Annotated in this window: 21 protein-coding genes; 14 read left to right on the top strand and 7 right to left on the bottom strand. The window is 68.0% G+C overall.

All coding sequences use genetic code 11. The features are described from left to right. The first annotated feature begins 83 nt into the window (after nt 1-83). Both K6753_RS05560 and metH read left to right on the top strand, forming a co-directional pair. Nucleotides 84-1,157, top strand: a complete 1,074-nt coding sequence (locus K6753_RS05560; protein WP_223675205.1) for a homocysteine S-methyltransferase family protein — start codon at nt 84-86, stop codon at nt 1,155-1,157. Next, nucleotides 1,154-3,844: a methionine synthase gene (gene metH, locus K6753_RS05555; protein WP_223675204.1), complete on the top strand. Its 2,691-nt coding sequence runs from the start codon at nt 1,154-1,156 to the stop codon at nt 3,842-3,844. The genes K6753_RS05560 and metH overlap by 4 nt, the downstream gene beginning before the upstream one ends. An 82-nt stretch (nt 3,845-3,926) precedes the next feature. Here the strand turns inward: metH and K6753_RS05550 are convergent, their stop codons facing one another. From K6753_RS05550 to K6753_RS05525, 6 genes are all read right to left on the bottom strand, one after another. Continuing rightward, complete coding sequence (locus K6753_RS05550) at nt 3,927-4,529, bottom strand: DUF2058 domain-containing protein (protein ID WP_223675203.1); 603 nt, start codon at nt 4,527-4,529, stop codon at nt 3,927-3,929. Nucleotides 4,530-4,533: 4 nt separating this feature from the next. Then, nucleotides 4,534-4,779, bottom strand: coding sequence for a SlyX family protein (locus K6753_RS05545; RefSeq protein ID WP_223675201.1), 246 nt, complete (start codon nt 4,777-4,779; stop codon nt 4,534-4,536). Then, entirely contained in the window at nt 4,779-6,125 is a 1,347-nt protein-coding gene (locus K6753_RS05540; protein WP_223675200.1) for a UDP-glucose dehydrogenase family protein, read from the bottom strand. Before K6753_RS05540 ends, K6753_RS05545 begins: the two co-directional genes overlap by 1 nt. 91 nt (nt 6,126-6,216) lie before the next feature. After that, nucleotides 6,217-7,002, bottom strand: coding sequence for an FKBP-type peptidyl-prolyl cis-trans isomerase (locus tag K6753_RS05535; RefSeq protein WP_223675199.1), 786 nt, complete (start codon nt 7,000-7,002; stop codon nt 6,217-6,219). 158 nt (nt 7,003-7,160) lie between these two features. Then, nucleotides 7,161-8,096 carry an FKBP-type peptidyl-prolyl cis-trans isomerase gene (locus K6753_RS05530; protein ID WP_223675197.1) on the bottom strand — a complete coding sequence of 312 codons (936 nt, stop codon included), beginning with the start codon at nt 8,094-8,096 and terminating at the stop codon, nt 7,161-7,163. Between the two features lie 140 nt (nt 8,097-8,236). Then, nucleotides 8,237-8,758, bottom strand: coding sequence for a glutathione peroxidase (locus tag K6753_RS05525; RefSeq protein ID WP_425492070.1), 522 nt, complete (start codon nt 8,756-8,758; stop codon nt 8,237-8,239). Between the two features lie 230 nt (nt 8,759-8,988). Here K6753_RS05525 and K6753_RS05520 point away from each other — a divergent pair, with 230 nt between their 5' ends. The 6 genes from K6753_RS05520 to K6753_RS05495 are packed head-to-tail and all read left to right on the top strand — an operon-like array spanning nt 8,989 to nt 13,207. Next, the gene (locus tag K6753_RS05520) at nt 8,989-9,351 is read left to right on the top strand and encodes a hypothetical protein (RefSeq protein WP_223675194.1); all 363 of its coding nucleotides are present in this window, start codon (nt 8,989-8,991) and stop codon (nt 9,349-9,351) included. Nucleotides 9,352-9,353: 2 nt separating this feature from the next. Further along, on the top strand, nt 9,354-9,728 hold the full coding sequence (locus K6753_RS05515) for a GntR family transcriptional regulator (RefSeq protein WP_223675193.1): 375 nt from the start codon (nt 9,354-9,356) through the stop codon (nt 9,726-9,728). Next, complete coding sequence (locus tag K6753_RS05510; protein WP_223675190.1) at nt 9,725-10,618, top strand: ABC transporter ATP-binding protein; 894 nt, start codon at nt 9,725-9,727, stop codon at nt 10,616-10,618. The genes K6753_RS05515 and K6753_RS05510 overlap by 4 nt, the downstream gene beginning before the upstream one ends. Further along, entirely contained in the window at nt 10,615-11,676 is a 1,062-nt protein-coding gene (locus tag K6753_RS05505) for a hypothetical protein (protein WP_223675189.1), read from the top strand. The genes K6753_RS05510 and K6753_RS05505 overlap by 4 nt, the downstream gene beginning before the upstream one ends. 33 nt (nt 11,677-11,709) lie before the next feature. Further along, nucleotides 11,710-12,363, top strand: coding sequence for a hypothetical protein (locus K6753_RS05500; protein ID WP_223675188.1), 654 nt, complete (start codon nt 11,710-11,712; stop codon nt 12,361-12,363). A 13-nt stretch (nt 12,364-12,376) separates the two neighbouring features. After that, nucleotides 12,377-13,207, top strand: a complete 831-nt coding sequence (locus K6753_RS05495; RefSeq protein WP_223675186.1) for a YggN family protein — start codon at nt 12,377-12,379, stop codon at nt 13,205-13,207. Nucleotides 13,208-13,237: 30 nt separating this feature from the next. Here K6753_RS05495 and K6753_RS05490 read toward each other — a convergent pair whose 3' ends face one another. Beyond that, the gene (locus K6753_RS05490) at nt 13,238-14,635 is read right to left on the bottom strand and encodes a class II fumarate hydratase (protein ID WP_223675185.1); all 1,398 of its coding nucleotides are present in this window, start codon (nt 14,633-14,635) and stop codon (nt 13,238-13,240) included. A 206-nt stretch (nt 14,636-14,841) separates the two neighbouring features. On the opposite strand from K6753_RS05490, the gene purB reads away from it, so the two are divergent. The 6 genes from purB to K6753_RS05460 all read left to right on the top strand — a co-directional run bounded on the left by purB (nt 14,842) and on the right by K6753_RS05460 (nt 22,284). Continuing rightward, nucleotides 14,842-16,215, top strand: coding sequence for an adenylosuccinate lyase (purB, locus tag K6753_RS05485; protein ID WP_223675182.1), 1,374 nt, complete (start codon nt 14,842-14,844; stop codon nt 16,213-16,215). Nucleotides 16,216-16,249: 34 nt separating this feature from the next. Next, nucleotides 16,250-16,630, top strand: coding sequence for a VOC family protein (locus tag K6753_RS05480; RefSeq protein WP_223675180.1), 381 nt, complete (start codon nt 16,250-16,252; stop codon nt 16,628-16,630). 17 nt (nt 16,631-16,647) lie between these two features. Further along, entirely contained in the window at nt 16,648-17,046 is a 399-nt protein-coding gene (locus K6753_RS05475; protein WP_223675179.1) for a VOC family protein, read from the top strand. After that, nucleotides 17,043-18,341: a JmjC domain-containing protein gene (locus K6753_RS05470; protein ID WP_425492069.1), complete on the top strand. Its 1,299-nt coding sequence runs from the start codon at nt 17,043-17,045 to the stop codon at nt 18,339-18,341. The genes K6753_RS05475 and K6753_RS05470 overlap by 4 nt, the downstream gene beginning before the upstream one ends. Then, a complete protein-coding gene (locus K6753_RS05465) occupies nt 18,341-19,267 on the top strand; it encodes a GNAT family N-acetyltransferase (RefSeq protein WP_223675178.1) in 927 nt (308 codons plus the stop codon). The genes K6753_RS05470 and K6753_RS05465 overlap by 1 nt, the downstream gene beginning before the upstream one ends. A 185-nt stretch (nt 19,268-19,452) precedes the next feature. Continuing rightward, nucleotides 19,453-22,284: a 2-oxoglutarate dehydrogenase E1 component gene (locus K6753_RS05460; protein WP_223675176.1), complete on the top strand. Its 2,832-nt coding sequence runs from the start codon at nt 19,453-19,455 to the stop codon at nt 22,282-22,284. Nucleotides 22,285-22,376: the final 92 nt, after the last annotated feature.

Below are 22,376 nucleotides of genomic sequence, written 5' to 3'. Positions count from 1 at the left end.
CAGCGAGGGATCTGTCCACCCGTTCTGGAAGCAGCCCACCCCACTGCATTTTCGGGACCGAATTACCACTGGATACGTACGCGATGACCACCCTCCCCTGGTACAGCCCCGAGCGAGCCGACGCCCTCCAGCGAGCCCTGGCCGAGCGCATCCTGGTGATCGACGGTGCGATGGGGACGATGATCCAGCAGCATGGGTTGGAGGAGCGCGACTACCGCGGCGCGCGGTTCGCGGACGGCTACGACAACCAGCACCCGGACGGCCGCACGGCCCATGACCAGCGCGGCAACAACGACCTGCTCAGCCTGACCCGGCCCGACCTCATCACCGGGATCCACGCCGAATACCTCGCGGCCGGCGCCGACCTGGTCGAGACCAACACCTTCAACTCCACGTCCATTGCGCTGGCCGACTACGGGTTGCAGCACCTGACACGTGAACTCAACGACGCAGGTGCGCGGCTGGCGCGAAAGGCCTGCGACGAGGCCACCGCGCGTGACCCGTCGCGCCCACGCTTCGTCATCGGCGTGCTCGGCCCCACCAACCGCACCGCCTCGCTCAGCCCCGACGTGAACCGCCCGGGTTTCCGCGCGATCAGCTTCGACGAATTGTGCCAGGCCTACCGCGAATCGACCGAAGGCCTCATCGACGGCGGCGCGGACATCCTGATGGTCGAGACCGTCTTCGACACCCTCAACGCCAAGGCCGCGCTGTTCGCCATCGAGGAAGCGTTCGATGCGCATGGGGCGCGCCTGCCGGTGATGGTGTCGGGCACGATCACCGACGCTTCGGGACGGACCCTGTCGGGCCAGACCGCCGAGGCCTTCTGGTATTCGGTGCGGCATGCCGCGCCCATGGCCATCGGGTTGAACTGCGCCCTGGGCGCGCGCGACCTGCGCCAGCACGTCGACGTGTTGGCGCAGATCGCCGACACCCATGTCAGCGCGCACCCCAATGCCGGCCTGCCCAATGCATTCGGCGGTTACGACGAATCGCCCGAGGACATGGCCGGCGTGCTGCGGGAGTTCGCCGAGTCCGGCCTGCTCAACCTCGTGGGCGGTTGCTGTGGCACGACGCCTGCGCATATCGCCGCGATCGCCGACGCGATGCGCGACATGACGCCGCGGGGCCTGCCGCACATGGAGGTCGCGGCATGAGTGCCCTGCCCCGCCGGACCCGCCTGAGCGGCCTCGAGCCCCTGCAGATCACCCCGGAATCCAACTTCATCAACGTCGGCGAGCGCACCAACGTCACCGGCAGCGCGAAGTTCCGCAAGTTGATCAAGGATGACCGCCTCGACGAGGCCGTCGCGGTGGCGCGGCAGCAGGTCGAGAGCGGCGCGCAGGTGCTGGACGTCAACATGGACGAAGGCCTGCTGGATTCCGAGCAGGCGATGGTGGCCTTCCTCAACCTGATCGCCGCCGAGCCGGACATCGCCCGCGTGCCGGTGATGGTCGACAGCTCGAAGTGGAGCGTGATCGAAGCCGGCCTGAAGTGTCTACAGGGCAAGGGCATCGTCAACTCGATCTCGCTGAAGGAGGGCGAGGACGAGTTCCTTCGCCAGGCCCGGCTGGTGCGTCGGTACGGCGCGGCCGTGGTGGTCATGGCGTTCGATGAGGCCGGCCAGGCCGACACGGTCGAGCGCAAGGTCGAGATCTGCGCGCGCGCGCATGCGCTCCTGACCGGCACAGTCGGCTTCCCGCCGGAGGACATCATCTTCGACCCCAACGTCTTCGCGATCGCCACGGGCATCGAGGAGCACGACGACTACGCCGTCGCCTTCATCGAGGCGACCCGGCAGCTGCGCCAGCGCTTCCCCCACAGCCACGTGTCGGGCGGCGTGTCCAACGTCAGTTTCTCGTTCCGCGGCAACGAGCTGGTGCGGCAGGCGATCCACGTCGTGTTCCTCTATCACGCCATCCGCGCGGGCATGGACATGGGCATCGTCAACGCCGGCGCGCTGCCGCTGTACGACGACCTGGACGCGGAACTGCGCGAGCGGGTCGAGGACGTGGTGCTCAACCGGCGCCCGGACGGCACCGAACGCCTGCTGGAGATCGCCGAGCGCTACAAGGGCGTCAAGGGCGAGAAGACGGTCGAGGACCTGGCGTGGCGCGAGCGCCCCGTTCGCGATCGCCTGTCGCATGCGCTGGTGCACGGCATCGACCAGTACATCGTGGCCGACACGGAAGAGGCCCGTGCCGGGTCATCGCGACCGCTGGACGTGATCGAAGGTCCGCTGATGGATGGCATGAACGTGGTCGGCGACCTGTTCGGCGCCGGCAAGATGTTCCTGCCGCAGGTGGTGAAGTCGGCCCGGGTAATGAAAAAAGCGGTGGCCCACCTGCTGCCCTTCATCGAGGCCGAGAAGCTGCGCAGTGGCGACACCGGACGCTCCAACGGCAAGATCGTGCTGGCCACGGTCAAGGGCGACGTGCACGACATCGGCAAGAACATCGTCGGCGTAGTGCTCGCCTGCAACAACTTCGAGGTGATCGACCTGGGCGTGATGGTGCCGGCGCAGGCCATCCTGGACCGCGCAAAGGCCGAAAGCGCCGACTTGGTCGGCCTGTCGGGCCTGATCACCCCATCACTCGAGGAGATGAGCCACGTCGCGCGCGAAATGCAGCGCCAGGGCCTCGACATGCCGCTGCTGATCGGCGGCGCCACCACCTCACGCGCGCACACGGCACTGAAGATCCACCCGCACTACAAGTCGGCCACGGTCTGGGTCAAGGATGCGTCCCGCGCCGTGGGCGTGGCCCAGGCGCTGCTGGGCAAAGCATCGCGCGCCGCCTTCGTGGCCGCCAACGACGCGGACTACGCCGACATCCGCGAGCGACACCGCAAACGTGGCGACGGCAAGCGGCTTGTGTCGCTGGAGAAGGCACGCGCGCAGAGGTTCGACGGCGGATGGGACGCATACGATCCGCCGGCGCCACGTTCGCCCGGGTTGCACGTGTTCGACGACGTGCCGCTGGGTGAGCTGGTGGACTTCATCGACTGGACGCCCTTCTTCAACACCTGGGAGCTGGCGGGCCGTTATCCGGCCATCCTTCGCGATGAGGTCGTAGGTGCGCAGGCGCGGGAACTGTTCGAGGACGCGCAGGCGATGCTGGCCAGGATCGTCGCAGAGAAGTGGCTGGCGGCGAAGGCGGTTTTTGGACTGTGGCCGGCCAACAGCGTCGGCGACGATGTGGAAGTCGCAGTCGATGGCGGGAACCACACGACCCTCCACTTCCTCCGGCAGCAGGCCGACAAACCCGCCGACCGTCCCGACTTCTGCCTGGCCGATTTCATCGCACCCAAGCCCAGCGGCAAGCAGGACTGGATCGGCGCGTTCGCAGTCACCGCGGGGCTGGGTATCGAGCCGCACGTGGTCCGGTTCGAAGCGGCGTTCGATGACTACAACGCGATCCTGTTGAAAGCCCTCGCCGACCGGCTTGCAGAAGCATTGGCCGAATGGCTGCATGCGCGGGTGCGACGCGATCATTGGGGTTACGCCGGCGATGAATCGCTCGACAACGCCGCACTGATCGAGGAAGCCTATCGCGGCATTCGTCCGGCGCCGGGTTACCCGGCGTGTCCCGAGCACAGCGAGAAGGCCACGCTGTTTGCCATGCTCGACGCCACGGCAAACACCGGGCTGGAGCTGACCGGGAGTTTTGCGATGTACCCTGCGGCAGCGGTGTCGGGCTACTACTTCAGCCATCCGCGCAGCCAGTACTTCGTCGTCGGGCGCGTGTCGAAAGAACAGGTGGCCGACTATGCGCGTCGCAAGGGCGTCAGCCTGGAACAGGCCGAACGCTGGCTGGCGTCGAACCTGGACTACGACCCGGAATAGCGCGCCCCCACGCAGGGCCCGACCAGGCGCGACCCCGGGCCGCTGCTAGAACCCCAGCTGGAGCCGCGGCTACGGCGAGCGCTCACCAGACGAGGTCGTCGGGCACCTGGTACTTCGGGTCGGCGTAGGGGTCGTCCCCGGCAGGTGCGTCGGGATCGACCTTCAGCGCGAGGCAGTCCGGGAAGATAGCCTCGGCCTGCGCCAGCACCTCGGCGGTCACCACCTTGTAATGGCCGTTGAGCTGCAGCACACCCAGTGCACCGGCATTGACCGCCTTCAACTGCTCCGCGGTGACGTACACGCGCTTGATCTTGCCGCCATACGGGAAATGCCGCGCAATGTCGGCCTCCGCGACATTGAGCGCCTTGTCCTTGACCAGCGCCTCGACCTTCGCCTTGGCTTCGCGACGCTGGCGCGCCGCCTCCTGCTTGGCCTGCTCGGCCTTGATGCGATCGTCCTTTTCCTTTTGCGCACGGATCGCATAGGCCTTCGCCAGGTCGATGTCCTCGCGGGATCGCTGGCCGGACTGGCTCCCGCCGCCCTTGCGTTGCTGGGGCTTGCGGCCTGCCGGTGGCCCCTCCCGTCGCGACTTCGCGCCACGCTTGCCGGCATCGGCCGGGCGCTCGGGCTTGGCGGCGGGCTTGAAGCCAAGCCCCATCAACTGGTTGCGGAGTGTGTCGCTCATTGGCTCAGTAGTGCGGAGGTGGCGGTTCGCTGGACGGGTCGGCCGACAGCGGATTGGACGACATCGCAAGGCGGAGCTGCCGGAGTTCCTCCAGCGCACGATGCAGCAGGAGTGCGTTACGGGCTTCCTCGTCGCGGGCGGCGGCAAGCGCGTCGCTCAGCGTGGTGATCTCGTGTTCCTGGAACGCCAAGCGCGTTTCCAGTTCCGCCATGCGGTCTTCGAGCGTCTGGTAGTCGCGATCACCCGCCATCACATGCCCCTGGATACGGAGCGGCCGCGACCGATGCCGTAGTACGCCAGCCCCGCCCCCTCGACCTGCTGCGGCGGATACAGGTTGCGGCCATCGAAGATCACCCGGTCCTTAACCATGCGCTGGAGGCGCTTGAAGTCCCCGCTGCGGAACTGCTTCCATTCGGTGACGATCACCAGCGCGTCAGCGCCTTCGGCGGCCGCGTAATCGGAATCGCAGAGCACGAGTCCCTCGCGGTCTCCGTAGATGCGCCGGGTTTCGTCCATCGCTTCGGGGTCGAACGCACGGACGGTCGCGCCGGCGTCCCACAGTTGCTCCATCAACCTGCGACTCGAGGCCTCGCGCATGTCGTCGGTGTTGGGCTTGAACGCCAGGCCCCACACCGCGAACGTCTTGCCTGCGAGCGAGCCACCCGCGTAATGCCGCTGGATCAGGTCGAACAGGTGGCCCTTCTGGCGATGGTTTACCGACTCGACCGCATCCAGCAATTGCGGCTCGACGCCGTGCGCCTGCGCGATGCGCGCCAGCGCCTGCACGTCCTTGGGGAGGCACGAGCCGCCGTAGCCTGCACCCGGGTATATGAAGTGCCAGCCGATGCGAGGGTCCGAACCGATACCCAGGCGGACCATCTCGACATCGGCGCCAACATGTTCGGCGACGCTGGCGATTTCATTCATGAAGCTGATCTTGGTCGCAAGCATTGCGTTGGCGGCGTACTTGGTCAGCTCGGCCGAGCGCACGTCCATGCAGACGAAGCGGTCGTGGTTGCGGACGAACGGACCGTAGAGCCGGCGCAGTTGCTCGACGGACGTCGCGTCGGACGCACCGATCACGATGCGATCCGGTCGCATGCAGTCGTTGACCGCATCGCCTTCCTTCAGGAACTCCGGGTTGGACACGACGTCGAACGCCATGTCCACGCTGCGTGCCGCCAGTTCTTCAGCAATTGCACTGCGCACCTTGTCGGCCGTGCCCACAGGCACGGTCGATTTGTTGACGACGATGGACGGACGCGCCATGTGTCGCCCGATGGTGCGGGCCACTTCAAGCACGTACGTGAGGTCGGCGCTCCCGTCGTCGTCAGGCGGCGTGCCGACGGCGATGAACAGGATGTCGCTGGCAGCAATCCCCTCGGCGGCATCCGTGGTGAAGCTGATGCGGCCGGCGCCGATGTTGCGCTCAGCAAGCTCTTCCAAGCCTGGCTCGAAAATCGGGATCTCACCCTTGCGCAGTCGCTCGACCTTGCCCGCATCGATGTCGACGCACACGACATCGTGACCGATCTCTGCCAGGCATACGCCCGTCACCAGACCGACATAGCCCGTACCGAAAATCGTGGCATGCATCCTTAGTGTGTTCCTTGTGACATCCAAAGGCGTCCGCGGAGACCTTCCGCGAACAGCCCATCAACGCTTGGTCGCCGTCGCAGTTTCCGTCTTACTCGACGATATCCAGCAACTCGACCTCGAACACCAGCGTCGCGTTGGGGCCGATCGGACCGCCCGGGGTGCCGCGCTCGCCGTATCCCAGCTTGGACGGGATCCAGAAGGTGTACTTGCTGCCGACCGGCATCAGCGCGATGCCCTCCTGCCAGCCCGGAACCACCTGCGACAGCGGGAACGTGACCGGCTCGCCACGCTCGTAGGAGTCATCGAACGATGTGCCGTCCAGCAGCGTGCCCTTGTAGTGGACCTTTACCGTGTCCTCGGCAGACGGCCGCGGACCGTCACCGGCGGTCACGACCTTGTATTGCAGGCCCGACTCGGTGGTTTCGACGCCCGCCTTCTTGGCGTTTTCGGCCAGGAACGCGGCGCCGGCTTCGGCGTTCTTCTTGGCCTTGGCCATCATGTCGGCGATCTGCTTGGCCTGCATCTTCTGGCCGAAGGTTTCGCCGACCTGCTTCGCCTGCTCCTCGGTCAGCAGCGGCTTCTCGCCGGCAATCACCGTCTTCATCGCCTTGGTCAGCGTGTCGAGGTCGACCTCGTCCTTCACCGGCTCCAGCGACTTCGCCATCTCCATGCCGATCATGTAGCTGACCTGCGCCTTCTCGCCCTCGAGCCCGGCAATTTCGAGCGCCGAGCCTTCCGCGGCATCGGCTTCTTCACCCGTCTTCGCGGCTTCGGCAGTGCTGGCGGTCTCGCCTTCGGGCTTGCAGCCCGCGGCCAGCAGGGTCAGCGAGCCCAGGACCAGGGCGGTGGCAGTGGAACGGACGAATCGGGACATGCGGGGGACTCCGGATCAGGTAGGGACGTCAGGCCGGACCTGGCCAGGAGGCGTCCAGCAGAAGGCGTGTTCGCCGGTCGGTCGCCGACGGCGGCCCCGGACGGTGGCACGGAAAAGCTGACCGCCGGCACAACCGGCGGCGCGTTCAACTCATGCGATCAGAGGATTGCCTGCAGCTCAACGTCGAACACGAGGGTCGCATTGGGGCCGATCGGACCACCCGGCGTGCCGCGCGGGCCATAGGCCAGGTCGCCCGGGATCCAGAACCGGTACTTAGCGCCCACGGGCATCAGGCCGACACCTTCGGTCCAGCCCGGGATGACCTGGTTGAGGCCGAATTCGGTGGGTTCGCCACGGTCGTAGGAACTGTCGAACACCGTGCCGTCCAGCAACGTGCCGTGGTAATGCACGCGGACCCGGTCGGTCGGGCGCGGCATGGCGCCCGAACCCTGGCGCAGCACCATGTACTGCAGGCCCGAGCCCGTGGTGAACACGCCCTTGACCTGCTTGTTCTTGGCCAGGAACGCCTCGCCCTCTGCACGGTTGGTTTCGGCGGTGGCCTGCGCCTTCTGCGCCATGCCCGCCTGCAGGCGGGTGGAGAACGACTGGCGCACCGCGTTGAGCTCGGCCTCGTCCATCAGCAGTTCGCCTTCGCCCAGCACCGTACGCACGGCCTGAAGCACGACGGGCATGTCCAGCTCGTCCTTGATCGGTGCGAGTGAACGACCGACGTTGCCGCCGATCAGGTAGCCGACGTGGGCGGTGTCGATGTTCGGCACCTTGGCATCGGCCGGAAGGCGGCCGGCGCGCGACTCGACCCGCTGCATCAGGGCCTGTGACGTCGCCTGGGCCTCGGCTTCCGACAGCAGCGGCTCTCCGCCTTTGAATGCCTGGTCGAGCGCGCGACCAAATGCGTCCACGTCGAGGTCCGGACCGGCCGGACCGATCGAGCGGCCCACGTCGTAGCCCACCATGTAGCTGGCCTTCTCGCGGTCGGTGGTCAAAGCGGTTTTCTCCTGGGCAATGGCGGCGGCGCCCAGCAGCGCCACGGCAGTGGTCAACATCACGGCCGCGCCGCGTACGAAAGCCTTCATCCGGTCCTGCTCCTATTGGTGGTGGGCGTCGCATCGCGGCGCCGGTAGTCCGGGGCCGGGTCCTGACCGCCCGGCAAGCCGCGCATTGTCGCGGCCATGGCGCCGCCGGGCAAACCCCGGCCTCCGCCCTTGAGTCGTGTTCAGCGCGCCGGGCGCGGTGCCGCCAGGGCGCGCTCGATCGCCGCCACCAGTTGCTTGTCGTCCGGCACGGTCTTGCTGCCATAGCTGGCCACCAGCCGGCCGTCGCGGCCGACCAGGTATTTGTGGAAATTCCATTTGGGCGCCTCGCCCGCCGCAGCGGCCAAACCCTTGTAGAGGCCTGACGCGTCGGGGCCGACAACGTGCGACTTCTCGAACATCGGGAACTTCACGCCATAGGTCAGCGTGCAGAACTCGCGGATCTCGTCTTCGTCGTCGAATTCCTGCTCCTTGAAGTCGCCGGACGGGAAGCCCAGAACCGCAAAACCCCGGTCCTTGTAAGTGGCATGCAGCGCTTCCAGACCCTCGAACTGCGGGGTGAAGCCGCACTTGCTCGCCGTATTGACCACCAGCACGACATCACCGCCGTACTCGGCCTGCAGGTTCACCGGGGTTTTCCCGGCCAGGGGGCGGAAGGAGTGGCCCGACAGCAGGCCCTGCGCGGCGAAGGCGGCGGCAGACACCAGTAGCAGCGCACCGAGCCCGGCCAGCCGGCACCGCCAAGCACCCGCCGGGCGGGACGAAGAAGCCGGGTGGGCTTTATGGATCGGGCTCATTGGCGGCTTCCAGGGGGGGTGGGCGGGCAAGTATGACTTCAGTTGGGGTGTCGGGGTTCCCCCGACCGGTTGACATGGGGGAAACTGGTGTTATAGTTGCCTACAACACCGGTCTACCAACGAGCAGGACGGACCCCATGAACCGCAAGCTCCAGAACACGATCTCGGCCCTGATGACCAGCGGTGCATTGCTGGTCCTTGGCCTGGTGGCGTCCAGCCAGGCGCTGCCGATGGTGGGCAGCCCGCATGACAGCACGTATGGCGCCACCCCGTTGAATTCCGTGCTGGCAGACGCCGGCGAGCTGAACACGCTCGCAGGCCCTGCGGCGCTCACCGAACTGGCCACCGCCACGGCGCTGGCCGCTGCGCTGGATCCCGCTTCACTGGACAGGGACGTCGATACCCCCGCCGAACGTGGCCCGCGTGCCACGTCCTCGCGCACACCGGCCCGCCGCCAGGCGCTGGCCATGCCCTTCTTCTCTTTTGCACCGCGGGGTTGACCATGACCGCCATCCAGTGGAGCGACGGCGCTCCCATCTACCGCCAGCTCAAGGAGCGCGTCGTCGCGATGATGCTCGACGGCGTACTCAAGCCCGGCGACGCCCTGCCCTCTGTCCGGCAGGTGGCCGCCGAGTACCAGCTGAATCCCATCACCGTCTCGCGCGCCTACCAGGAGTTGGCGGACGAGGCCCTTGTCGAAAAACGTAGGGGACTGGGCATGTACGTGACCGAAGAAGCCGCAAGGAAGCTGCTGGTGAACGAGCGCGAGCGCTTCCTCACCGAGGAGTGGCCGCTGGTACTGGAGCGCATCCTCCGCCTGGGGTTGGACATGGACGAGCTGATGAAGGCCGCCCCGGCCACGGGAGGTGCACGATGAACGCCGTACTCGACACCGCCGCCACGACCACGGCACCGGTCGTCAGCGCCCGCCGCCTTCGCAAGCAGTACAAGAACAAGCTGGCGCTGGCCGACACCGCATTCGAGATCCCCGCCGGCCGCATCGTCGGCCTGATCGGCCCCAACGGCGCCGGCAAGACCACCGCGCTCAAGGCCATCCTCGGGCTGATCCCCTTCGACGGCGAGCTCAGCGTGCTGGGCCGCGACCCGCGCACCGAGCGCGACGAATTGATGCGCGACGTCTGCTTCATCGCCGACGTGGCCGTGTTGCCGCGCTGGATGAAGGTCCGCGAGGCGATCGAGTTCGTCGCCGGCGTACACCCGCGCTTCGACCGTGCCCGCTGCGAGCGCTTCCTCGCCGGCACCCAGCTCAAGCCCGGCATGCGGGTGCGTGAAATGTCCAAGGGCATGATCGTGCAACTGCACCTGGCGCTGGTAATGGCGATCGACGCCCGCCTGCTGGTGCTCGACGAGCCCACGCTCGGCCTGGACATCCTGTACCGCAAGCAGTTCTACCAGCGCCTGCTGGAGGACTACTTCGACGAGCAGAAGACCATCCTGGTCACCACCCACCAGGTCGAGGAGATCGAACACATCCTCACCGACGTGATGTTCATCCAGGACGGCAAGATCGTGCTCGACACCGAGATGGACACGCTTGGCGAGCGCTTTACCGAAGTGCTGGTCAACGCCGACCACCTCAACGCCGCGCGCGCACTCAAGCCGCTGGACGAGCGCGCCCTGCCCTTCGGCAAGACGGTGATGCTGTTCGACGGCGTGCCCGCCTCCCAACTGGCCACGCTGGGCGAGATCCGCACGCCCGGGCTGGCCGACCTGTTCGTCGCCACCATGAAGGGGACCTACGCATGAACGCCCTCGACACCCGTATCGACGGTGGCAGCCCGACCGCGCCGCGCGCGGTGGCCCACGCCCCGCATCCCACCCATACGTTCAAGCTGCTGCTCAAGCGCGAGTTCTGGGAGCACAAGGGCGGCTTCCTCTGGGCACCGCTGGTCGCCGGCGGCATCTCGCTGCTGCTGACGCTCATGGCGATCGTGGTCGGCCTGATCGCGGCCCGCCGTGCCATTGCCGACGGCGACATGGAAATCGACGGCGTGCAGGTCAACGGCCTCGACATCGGCCAGCTGACCAGCCGCATGAGCGCCGAGGACATGGCCGAGATGGCGCAGGGCCTGGACCTGACGCTGCTGCTGAGCTCTTCGTGGCCCTTCATCGTGCTGGGCTTCGTGGTTTTCTTCTACTGCCTGGGCGCGCTGTACGACGAGCGCAAGGACCGCAGCGTGCTGTTCTGGAAGTCCCTGCCGATCTCCGACACTCAGACGGTCCTCTCGAAGGTGGCCAGTGCGGCCCTGGTGGCCCCGATCATCGCCATCGGCGCGTCGATCCTGACCATGTTCGTGTTCATGCTGATGATCAGCACGGTGGTCCTGATGCATGGCGGCAACCCCGTGGAGCTGCTCTGGGGCCCGGCCAACCCGCTGACGCTGATCGGTGGCCACATCGCCTGGATCCCGGTGTACGCCCTGTGGGCCCTGCCCACCATCGGCTGGCTGCTGCTCTGCTCGGCCTGGGCCCGTAGCAAGCCCTTCCTCTGGGCAATCATGGTCCCGCTGTTCGCCGGCATCTTCGTCAGCTGGTTCGACCTGATGGAACTGTTCAACCTCGACAGTTCCTGGTTCTGGGCCAATGCGGTGGGTCGCCTGCTGCTGGGCACCTTCCCGGCTATCGACATGGCTTACCGCGGTGGATTTGACGGTGCCAACGGGCAGCTGGACATCGCCCGCGAGATGTCGGCCGGCAACCAGCTGCAGACGCTTGCGATGCCTGAACTCTGGATCGGTGCCATCGTCGGCGCAGCCATGATCTTCGGCGCGATCCGCCTGCGCCGCTGGCGCGACGAAGGCTGATACCCGCCCGTTACCAAGGACAAGGACCTGCACATGAACATTCCCCAAGCCGCCCTCGCCCTGTGCCTGCTGTTACCGCTGGCCGCCCAGGCCGGGGAGACCGCGCCGACCGGTATCAACGCTGAGATCCGGCAGGAGATGAGCGACGCCCGCCAGGAGGTTCGCACCGAACTGGCCAAGGCACGACGGGACATGCGCACCGAAAACCTGCGCATCGACAACAGCCTGCAATTCGGCGACCGCGAAGAAGCGGCCGTTTCCGACCTGCCCCGTGCGGAAATCACCCCCGAGGGTGACCTGTTGATCGAAGGCAAGGCACAGGCCATCGATGCCGGGCAACGGGCGCAGTTGCTGGCCTACCGCGGCCAAGTGGTCGCAATCGCCCTGGCCGGCATCGAAGCCGGCGAGCGGACCGCCAACGCCGCATTGGACGCAGTGGGCGATAGCTCGTGGATCGGCCTGATGTTCAGCGCGATGACCGGCCGGCTGGAACGCGATATCGAGCGTACGGTCCAGCAGAACCTCGAGCCGGCCATGCGGGACATCTGCCGTCAACTGCCGATGGTGATGGCCTCGCAACAGCAACTGGCTTCCAGCCTTCCGCAGTTCCAGCCGTACGCCAACCTCGAGCCCGCCGACGTCGAGGATTGCGAAACCACGATCCGGCATGAACTCGCAACGATCTGACACGAGGCCCCCAATGACACCCACTTGCCGACTCGCCCTCGTTGCCTGCCTCGCCGTCGTCCCGGCCCTGGCTGCCTGCAGCACCGACTCCAAGCCCGCACCCGCCAGCGACAGCGCGGCTGCAGCCGATGAACCCCGCACCGCACTGGGCCGCACTGTCGCCAACGCACTCGAAGAAGCGCGCCAGGAGATGGCGACCGAGAACATCAGCGTCAGCGGCGACATGGACATCCAGGTCGGTGACACCCACATCAATCGCGACCAACCGCGCGATGCTGAAGGCAATCCGCTGCCCAAGGCCGAAATCAGCCCGGAAGGCGACCTGCTGATCGACGGCAAGGCCGTGGCCGTCACTCCGGAGCAGCGCACGATGCTGCTCGACTACCGCAGCCACATCCTGGACGTGGTCAGCACCGGCATGACGCTGGGCGCCAAGGGCGCGGATCTGGGCATGGAAGCGGCCGGTGGTGCGATCAAGAGCATCTTCACCGGCGAGATGGAGGCGTTCGAGCAGCGCATCGAGGCGCAGGCAGCCGCCATCGAGACCGAAGCGCTGAAGATTTGCGACCGCTTGCCGGCCATGCTGGCCAGCCAACAGGCGCTGGCGGCGTCGCTTCCCGAGTTCCGTCCGTACGCGACGATGACCGAAGCGGACATCGACGATTGCGGCAACGACACCGGCGACCGCACGGTGAAGCGGGAAGCCGTGCGCGAAACCATCCGCGAAGAGATCCGCGACACGATCCGCGGTGCGACAGGCGCCGCAGTCGAGCGTCCGCAGGCGGACGACGCAGAGTCCGAAGGGCTGTCGGCTGCCGAAGAGGCCGAGGCCGCGGGCCGCTGATTCCCGGCTGATCCGTCAGCCCGGCTCCGATCAGGCCGGGCCTGACTGGATCCCGCCGCGCGTGAGTGCCGCGGGATCCAGCAGCTTTTCCAGCGTGCGCCGGTCCAGCCCGCTGTCCTCCAGCGCCACGTCCAGCACCGGACGCTGCTCGCGATAGGCACGTTTGGCGATTGCCGCGGCCTTCTCGTAACCGATCACCGGGTTCAATGCCGTCACCAGGATGGGATTGCGCGCGAGCGCGTCATCCAGCCGGTCACGTCTGACCTTCATGCCGGCAATCGTGCTGTCGGCCATCAGGCGCGCGCTCGCCGCCATCAGGCCGATCGAATCCAGCAGGTTGTCGGCCACCAGCGGCAGCATCACGTTGAGCTGGAAGTTGCCGCTCTGGCCGGCCACCGTGATCGCCACGTGGTGGCCCATCACCTGCGCGCAGGCCATGGCAACGGCTTCGGGCACCACCGGGTTGACCTTGCCCGGCATGATCGAGCTGCCCGGCTGCAGCGCCGGCAGCTCTACTTCGCCCAGCCCGGCGAGCGGCCCGGAGTTCATCCAGCGCAGGTCGTTGGCGATCTTCATGAGGGCCACCGCCAAGGCGTTGAGCTGCCCTGACAGTTCGACCGCGTCGTCCTGGCTGGCAATCCCTTCGAACAGGTTGGCGGCCGGGGCGAAGCGCGCCCCCGAGCGGCGCGACAGCGCCCGCACCACGCCCTTCGCGAACCGCGGGTCGGCGTTGATCCCGGTGCCGATGGCCGTGCCGCCGATCGGCAGGCGCCTCAGACGCCCCAGGGCGTCCTCGATCCGAGCCTCGGCCGATGCCAGTTGCGCCGACCAGGTCCGCAGCTCCTGGCCCAGCGTCAACGGCATCGCGTCCATCAGGTGCGTGCGGCCGGTCTTGACCACCTTGTCGAGCGACTTCGCCTTCCGCTCGATGGTCCGGCGCAGGTGACGCACAGCCGGCTGCAGGTCTTCGGCGACCGCCAGCACGGCGCTCACCCGGATTGTCGTTGGGATGACGTCGTTGGAACTCTGCCCGAGGTTGACGTGGTCGTTGGGGTGCACGCGGCGCCGGCCGGTGGACGCCAGCGTCGCGATCACCTCGTTGGCGTTCATGTTGCTCGACGTCCCCGAACCCGTCTGGAAGACATCGACGGGAAACTCGCCGTCATGCTGGCCACCCGCGACGGCTTCGGCTGCCCGGATGATGGCCGCGGCGGTCGCCTCGGGCAGCAGGCCGAGGGTACCGTTGGCATCGGCCGCCGCGGCCTTGACCAGCCCCAGCGCCCGAATGAAGCCGCGGCGCATCGGCCGGCCCGACATCGGGAAGTTCTCCACCGCCCGCTGGGTCTGAGCGCCCCAAAGCGCGTTGGCAGGCACGTGCAACTCGCCCATGCTGTCGTGTTCGATGCGGGTTGCGGGCGTATCTGCCATGGCGTGCCTCCTGGTTGGGCGCGACATTGGTGCCGCGGACTGGTGCAGTGGGCCCGGCGCAGCAGGCCCGTGAGCGCGAGGATAGTCCGTCGGCCGGCGCCTCTCCGTGAGACATGGAGCCCGCGCATCGCCACGCCGCCGAACGCGCCGGTCCGCGGCGCCCGGCCTCTGTAGAATTGTCGCCCCCTCGCCTGCCCGGTCCGTCCATGTCCGCCGTCGAAACCCAGCTGCTTGCCCTGTCCCCGCTCGATGGCCGCTACGCCGGCAAGGTCGATGCCCTGCGCCCGATCTTCTCCGAGTACGGGCTGATCAAGGCCCGGGTGAAGGTGGAGGTGGAGTGGCTGCTGGCACTGGCGGCCGAGCCGGGCATCTCCGAACTCGCGCCCTTCAGCGACGGCGCCACCCGGCGGCTGCGAGACCTCGCCGAGAACCTCTCGTTGGAGGATGCCGCGCGGGTCAAGGAGATCGAACGCACCACCAACCATGACGTCAAGGCGGTCGAGTACCTGATCAAGGAGCGCCTGAAGGACGACGCGGAGCTGGGCCCGGCGCTGGAGTTCGTGCACTTCGCCTGCACCTCCGAGGACATCAACAACCTCAGCTACGCGCTGATGCTGAGCCAGGCGCGCCAGTTCGTGCTGTTGCCCAGGCTCGACGCGTTGATCCAGAAGCTGCGCACCATGGCGCACGAGCACGCTGCGCTGCCGATGCTCTCGCGCACGCATGGCCAGACCGCCTCGCCCACCACCGTCGGCAAGGAAATCGCCAACGTCGTGGCGCGCCTGCAGCGCCAGGGCGAGACGCTGGCCGCCACGCCGATGCCGGGCAAGATCAACGGCGCGGTCGGCAACTTCAACGCGCACCTGGCCGCCTACCCCGACATCGACTGGCCGGCCTTCTCCGAGCGTTTCGTGCACTCGCTGGGCCTGAACTGGCAGCCCTACACCACCCAGATCGAGCCGCACGACGGCATCGCCGAGCTGTGCGACGCGCAGCGCCGCATCGACACGGTCTGCATCGACCTGTGCCGCGACGTCTGGGGCTACATCTCGCTGGGCTACTTCAAGCAGGCGGTGAAGGCCGGGGAGGTGGGCAGCTCGACGATGCCGCACAAGGTCAACCCGATCGACTTCGAGAATGCCGAGGGCAACTTCGGCATCGCCAACGCGCTGTTCGAGCACTTCGCCGCCAAGCTGCCGATCAGCCGCTGGCAGCGCGACCTCACGGACTCCACCGTGCTGCGCGCACTGGGCACGGCCTTCGGGCACGCGCTGATCGGCTTCGACGCGCTCCTGCGCGGCCTGGACAAGCTCAGCGCCAATCCCGACCGGCTGGCCGCCGACCTGGATGCCGCGTGGGAAGTGTTGGCCGAAGCTGTCCAGACGGTCATGCGCCGACACGGCCTGCCCAATCCGTACGAGCAGCTCAAGGCGCTGACGCGCGGCCAGGGCATCAACGCGGCCTCCATGCGCGAGTTCATCCAGGGCCTGGACCTGCCCGAGGACGAGAAGCAGCGGTTGCTGGCCATGACCCCGGGCAGCTACACCGGGCTGGCCGAACGCATGGCGCGCGACGTCTGATCGACGCGCGCGCCGCACCGGGAGGCGTCGACGCATGAACCTCAACCAGGTCACCCTGCCCGCCCGCGACGTCCCGGCCTGCATCGCGTTCTACCGGTCGATGGGGTTCACGCTGGTCGTGGATTCGGCGCCCCGCTATGCGCGCTTCGAATGCCCGGATGGCGGCGCGACGTTCTCGCTTCACCACGTCGAGGAAGGCCCCGAAGACAGCGGCGTGCTGGTCTATTTCGAGTGCGAGGACCTCGATGCCCGCGTAGCCGACCTGCAGGCCCGGGGGATCGCGTTCGACCAGATGCCGACCGACCAGCCATGGCTGTGGCGCGAGGCGCGGCTGCGCGATCCCGCCGGCAACCGGCTCTGCCTCTTCCACGCAGGCACCAACCGCCGCCATCCGCCCTGGCGCGTTACGTCCTGATCTCCTCCCGGAATCCCATGCACGTACTGGTCAACATCGATGTCCCCGACCTGGCCGCGGCCGAAGCGTTCTATACGCGCGCGTTCGACCTGCGCGTGTCCCGCCGGTTCGGCAACGCCGGCGTTGAACTGCTGGGCGGTAACGCGCCGGTATACCTCTTGGAGAAACCCGCCGGCAGTACCGGTGCCGGCATCATGCCGCGGGATTACGCCCGCCACTGGACCCCGCTGCACTGCGACGTGGTGGTGGATGACCTGGACGCCGCCCTCGCCCGCGCACTGGATGCCGGCGCAACCGCCGAAGGCGACGTGCGGGAGTACGCATGGGGCCGCATCGTCCAACTGGCCGACCCCTTCGGCCACGGCTGGTGCCTGTTGCAGTTCCTGGGCCGCGGCTACGACGAGATCGCCACATGACCCCCAAGCGACCCGCTTCATCCACCGCCACCGCCCGCAAGCACGCGAGGACCGCCAAGAACGCGCTGCCGATTGAAGTCGATGGTGCCCGGCTGCCTCCGTTGGGCATGCCGCCGGCCGACTTCCTGCGCGACTACTGGCAGAAGAAGCCGCTGCTGATCCGCAATGCCTTTCCCGGCTTCGTGTCCCCCATCCAGCCCGAGGACCTGGCCGGCCTGGCCTGCGAGGACGCCGCGCTGTCGCGGATCGTCGCGCATGAACGTGGCGACGGCGCCGGCGGCGCGGACCGATGGCTGCTGCGCAACGGCCCGTTCCCCGAGGACCTGTTCCCCACCCTGCCGCACCACGACTGGACGCTGCTGGTGCAGGACGTGGACAAGTGGGACGCGGACGTGGCGCAGGTGCTGGAGGCGTTCGACTTCCTGCCGCGCTGGCGGATCGACGACGTGATGGTGTCCTTCGCCGCGCCCGGCGGCTCGGTCGGCGCACACGTGGACCAGTACGACGTGTTCCTGCTGCAGGCGCAGGGGCGGCGACGCTGGCAGATCGATGCGTCCGACGACCCGCCGCTGGCATTCCGCAACGATGTCGAGCTGAAGCTGCTCCAGCGCTTCAAGCCGACCCACGACTGGGTCCTTGAGCCCGGCGACATGCTCTACCTGCCGCCGGGCGTGCCGCACCACGGCGTCGCCGAGGACGCATGCCTGACGTTCTCGATCGGCATGCGCGCCCCGTCGGCGGCCGAGCTCCTGGGCGATTTCGTCGACACCCTGGCTGCCGACGCCGACGAGTCCGAGCGCTACCACGACCCGGACCTCGCGCCTGCCGCGGACCCTGCCGAGATCGACCCGGCGGCCATGGAGCGCGTGGTCGCCGCACTCAACGCGCTGCGCATGAACGACCCGGACCGTCTTGGCGACTGGTTCGGCCGCTTCATCACGCTGTACCGCAGCGCCGGCCAGGTGCAAGCGCCGCCTGATTCGCGCTCGCGCATCGAGATCGAATGGGACCTGTCCAATGGCGGCCGCCTGCTGCGCCATCCCTTCTCCCGGATGGCGTGGCGCAGGGCGCATAAACGAGGTGCGCAGGCGCAGCTGTTCGTCAGCGGCCAGGTGCACGCCCTGCCGGCCCGTGATGCCCAGCGCATCGCCAATGCGGCGGAGATCGACGGCGAGTTCTATTCAGCGCTGTCGGAGGCCGGCCGCGACCGCGTGCAGGCGCTGCTGCACGAAGGCCACTACCAGCTGCAAATGCCCGACGAGGGCTGGGAAGAAGGACTGGGGGACGACGACTGATGCACACGACTGGCCCGCACACGATGGACACCCAGGGGTTCGGGGTCGACACCGTCGACTATGAAACCGCGCTGCCGGACCTGCGCACAGTGCGTGAAACCGTCTTCGTGCAGGAGCAGCGGGTGCCGCTGGAGCTGGAGTGGGACGCGCTGGATCCGCAGTGCGTCCACGTTCTCGCGCGCGACGCGGCCGGCCAGCCCATCGGCACCGGCCGCCTGACGCCCGAGCACAAGATCGGGCGCATGGCCGTGCTGGCGCCGTGGCGCGGCCGCGGCGTGGGCGATGCCCTGCTGCTGGCCCTGCTGGCAGCGGCCCGCGAACGCGGCTGGCGCGAGGTATCGCTGCACGCGCAAGTCTCGGCGCGGGACTTCTACGCCCGCCACGGCTTCCTGCCGCTCGGCGAGCGCTTCGAGGAAGCGGGCATCGAGCACCAGACCATGCGCCTGCTGCTGGACGCGGCCAATCCGGTCGAATCGCGCGAAGCCGCCGTCGCCGCAGCGGTCGGCGTCATCGCCGGGGCCCGCCGGCAGCTCCACATCTACAGCCGCGAACTCGACCCGGGCCTGCTGGACGCCACCGGGGTGCTCGCCGCTCTGCGCCGCTTCGCCACCAACGGCGGCGAGGTCCAGGTACTGCTGCAGCACGCCACAGCCCCCCAGCGCCGCGGTGCACCGCTGATCGGACTGGGCCAGCGCCTGCCCAGCGCCTTCGCGTTCCGTGTGATCGAGGAGCCGGTCGACCTCGAGTACCCGTCGGCCTACCTCGTCAACGACGGCGGCGGCTACCTGTTCCGGTCCCTGGGCCACCGCTTCGACGGCGAGACCCGGCTGGATGCGCCCGCGCGGGTACGGCAGTTGCGCGCCACGTTCGATGAGCCCTGGCAGCGGGGCCGACCCTGCAGCGAGTTCAGGGCGCTGGGCATCTAGGGATACCCGGCCGCGGTCCGGGCTGAATCCGTCGCAACCGGTCGCCCGCGATCCGTGATCCACGTTGCCGGTCGATTGGCCGAAGACCCCGCGCTGACGCTACAATTCGCGGCTCTTGGGCCTGTTCATGCGCCTGCGTGCGCGATTCGGCCCCGACTTCCCCTACCGAGTCTCCCGACCCCATCGTGGACAATCTGCTGAAGCACTTCGCCCAGTCCTCGCAACTCGGCGCCAATGCCGCCTATATCGAAGACCTGTACGAGCAGTACCTGGTCGATCCGGAGTCGGTGGGTGCCAAGTGGCGCGCCTACTTCGACGGCTTCAAGGGACGCGAGGCGGGCGACCTTCCGCACTCGGCCGCCATCGCCAGCATCGCCGAGGCCGCCAAGCGCACCGCCAGCGGCAGTGGCGTCGCGACGACGGGCGCGGGCGACGAGCGCGAACGCGGCGTCGGCAAGCTGATCACGGCCTACCGCTCGCGCGGCCACCTGGCCGCCAACCTCGACCCGCTGGGCCTGCTCGAGAAGCCCGAGGCCCCCGACCTGGCGCTGGGATTCCACCGCCTGTCCGAGAGCGACCTCGACGCGACCTTCAGCACCGGCGGCCTGGCCGGCAACGAGCGCATGAAGCTGCGCGACATCCTGTCGACGCTCAAGGCCACCTACGCCGGCAGCATCGGCGCGGAATTCATGCACATCACCGACGCGGAGCAGCGCCGCTGGGTGTACGAGCGCCTGGAAGCGGCGGGCGGCAAGTTCGGCTTCAGCGCCGACGCCAAGCGCCGCATCCTCGAGCGCCTGACCGCCGCGGACGGCCTTGAGCGGTACCTGGGCACCAAGTACGTCGGCCAGAAGCGGTTCTCACTGGAAGGCGGCGATTCGCTGATCCCGCTGATGGACGCCACCATCCGCCGCGCCGGTGAAAACGGCGTGCAGGACGTGGTGATCGGCATGGCCCACCGCGGCCGCCTCAACGTGCTCATCAACACGCTCGGCAAGCCGCCGCGCCAGCTGTTCGACGAGTTCGAGGGCAAGTTCGAGCACGTCAACCACGACCTCGCCCACACCGGCGACGTGAAGTACCACATGGGCTTCTCCGCCGACGTCGCCACGCCCGGCGGCCCGGTGCACCTGGCGCTGGCGTTCAACCCCTCGCACCTGGAGATCGTGGACCCGGTGGTCGCCGGCAGTGTCCGGTCCCGCCAGGCCCGTCGCGGCGACAACGGCCGCGCGCAGGTGCTGCCGGTGCTGATGCACGGCGACGCCGCGTTCGCGGGCCAGGGCGTGGTGATGGAGCTGTTCCAGATGTCGCAGGCGCGCGGGTTCGCGGTCGGCGGCACGGTGCACATCGTCATCAACAACCAGGTCGGCTTCACCACCAGCGAGCGCCAGGACGCCCGCTCCACGCTGTACTGCACGGACGTGGCCAAGATGGTCGGCGCCCCTGTGCTGCACGTGAACGGCGACGACCCGGAGGCCGTGGTGTTCTGCGCCGAGATGGCGCTGGACTTCCGCAACCGCTTCGGCAAGGACGTGGTCATCGACCTGGTCTGCTACCGCCGCCACGGCCACAACGAGGCCGACGAGCCGGCGGCGACGCAGCCGCGCATGTACCAGGTGATCCGCAAGCACAAGACGCCGCGCGCACTGTACGCCGAGCGCCTCATCGCCGAGGGCACCATCACCGAAGCCGACGCGCAGGCCATGGTCGACGCCTACCGCGACAAGCTCGACGAGGGCGTGGTCACCACCGACCTGGTGGAGGTCAAGCCCGACGAGTTCACCGTCGACTGGACCAAGTTCCTCAAGGGCAAGCTCGGCGACACCGTCGACACCACCTTCAAGCGCAAGGAACTCGACCGCCTCGCCAAGGCGATCAACACCATTCCCGAAGGCACCAAGCTGCACGCCCGCGTCGCCAAGATCTACGACGACCGCCGCAAGATGGCCGCCGGCAAGCAGGGCGGCGACTGGGGCTTCGCGGAGAACCTCGCCTACGCCACGCTGCTGACCGAGGGCTACCGCCTGCGCCTGGTCGGCCAGGACAGCGGCCGCGGTACGTTCTTCCACCGCCACGCCATCCTCCACGACCAGGACGGCAACGAAGCCCGCGTGCCGCTGCGCGCGCTGGTCGAGAACCCGACCGACGTCACCATCATCGACTCGCTGCTCAGCGAGGAAGCGGTCATGGGCTTCGAGTACGGCTACTCCACCGCCGACCCGATGACGCTGGACATCTGGGAAGGCCAGTTCGGCGACTTCGCCAACGGCGCGCAGGTGGTGATCGACCAGTTCCTGTCCTCGGGCGAGGCCAAGTGGGGCCGCCTGTGCGGCCTGGCGCTGTTCCTGCCGCACGGCTACGAGGGCCAGGGCCCGGAGCACAGCTCCGCGCGACTGGAGCGTTTCCTGCAGCTGTGCGCGCTGGACAACATGATGGTCTGCGTGCCGACCACGCCGGCGCAGGCGTACCACATGATCCGCCGCCAGATGCACATGGCCACCCGCAAGCCGCTGGTGGTGATGACGCCCAAGTCGCTGCTGCGCCACAAGCTGGCCGTGTCCTCGCTGGAGGAGCTGGCCGACGGCGGCTTCCAGACGCTGATCCCGGACACCACCGCCACCGCGAAGAAGGTCAAGCGGGTCGTGGTGTGCTCGGGCAAGGTCTATTACGACCTGCTGGAAGAGGCGCAGAAGCAGGAGCTGGACGACGTCGCCCTGGTGCGCGTCGAGCAGCTCTATCCGTTCCCGCGCGAGGCACTGAAGGCCGAGCTCAAGCGCCTGGGCGCCGCCACCGACGTGGTCTGGTGCCAGGAAGAGCCGCAGAACCAGGGCGCGTGGTACCAGATCCGCCACCACCTCACGCACTGCCTCCAGGGCAAGCAATCGCTCCACTACGCCGGCCGCCTGCGTTCGCCCTCCCCGGCCGCGGGCCACTTCGCCGACCACGTCGCCGAGCAGACCAAGCTGGTCGCCGACGCGCTGGTCAATCCGCTGCAGGGCGAGGATTACGCCGAGTGATGCATCGCGGCCACGGCCGCGCGCGACAGATTGAGACGCCCGGCCCTGCCGGGGACACGACACCACCGTTCGGATCGACCCATTTCTAAGGA

Source organism: Novilysobacter selenitireducens, assembly GCF_020026895.1.
Classification (GTDB): domain Bacteria; phylum Pseudomonadota; class Gammaproteobacteria; order Xanthomonadales; family Xanthomonadaceae; genus Lysobacter_C; species Lysobacter_C selenitireducens.
This window is presented reverse-complemented; position numbering and strand designations above follow the sequence as displayed.